We start from the raw sequence: 1,075 nt of genomic DNA on the forward strand, positions 1-1,075 counted from the left end.
GGGGGAGATTGGCTGGCCGCACCGTCGGCTGATTTTCCTGCAGCGTCGAACATTGGCGAAACCATAAATGACTTCCGATCTCCCCCCTTGAGGGGGAGATGTCCGGCAGGACAGAGGGGGGCGCTCAGGCGCGACATCTCTCTTGGGCGACTCAGTGCCAAGCCTCCGACGCCCCCATGACCCGCGCCCTCACGCTCATCCGCCGTCGCCTCGTCGGCAGCATCTTCGTGCTGCTGATCGTCGTCGTCGGCACCTTCCTGCTGCTCGAAGCTGCCCCCGGCGATGCGGTCGATGCCTATATCGTCTCGACCGGTGGCGACGCCGGCATGATCGAGTTGTTGCGTCATCGCTGGGGTCTCGACCAGTCGGAGCTGACGCGGCTCGCCAATTACCTCTGGGCACTGCTGCATCTCGACCTCGGCCAGTCGGTGACCTTCTCCAGGCCGATCCGCGACGTGATCCTCGAACGCCTGCCCAACACGCTGCTGTTGATGGTCAGCGCCACCGCGCTCTCCTTCGGGCTCGGCTCGGCACTCGGCATCTATGCCGGCGCACGGCCAGGCAGTTTCCGCGACCGCTTCCTGTCGATCGGCTCGCTCGCGCTCTATGCCGTGCCGGGTTTCTGGCTCGGACTGGTGCTGATCGTCGTCTTTGCCGTCGACCTCCGCTGGCTGCCGATCGGCGGCATCGAAACCCTGGCCTCTGACAAGACCGGCCTTGATCGCGCAGCCGACATCGCCGTCCATCTCGCCCTGCCCGTTTCCGCCCTCGGCTTCATCTACCTGGCGCTCTATCTGCGCATGATGCGCGCCGGCATGGCCGAGGTCTGGCGGCAGGATTTCGTCCTGGCCGCACGCGCCAAAGGATTGTCACGCCGCCGCATCGTGCTCGCCCACGTCGCCCGCAATGCACTGCTGCCGCTGGTCACCATGCTCGGCCTGCAGTCGGCGCAGATGCTCGGCGGCAGCGTCGTCATCGAGAGCGTTTTTTCCGTGCCCGGCCTCGGCCGGCTGGCGCAGGAGGCGGTCGCCTCCCGCGACACGCCGCTTCTGCTCGGCATTATCCTCACCAGCGC

The 1,075-nt window shown here is 66.5% G+C and carries 1 protein-coding gene; it reads left to right on the forward strand.

Going from position 1 to position 1,075, the window contains the following annotated elements; translation table 11 throughout:
* Positions 1 to 176: 176 nt before the first annotated feature.
* On the forward strand, positions 177 to 1,075 hold an 899-nt coding region (locus EN750_RS35795), incomplete at its 3' end, for an ABC transporter permease (RefSeq protein WP_145968258.1).

Source organism: Mesorhizobium sp. M7A.F.Ca.ET.027.03.2.1 (assembly GCF_003999175.1).
In the GTDB taxonomy this organism is placed as follows: domain Bacteria; phylum Pseudomonadota; class Alphaproteobacteria; order Rhizobiales; family Rhizobiaceae; genus Mesorhizobium.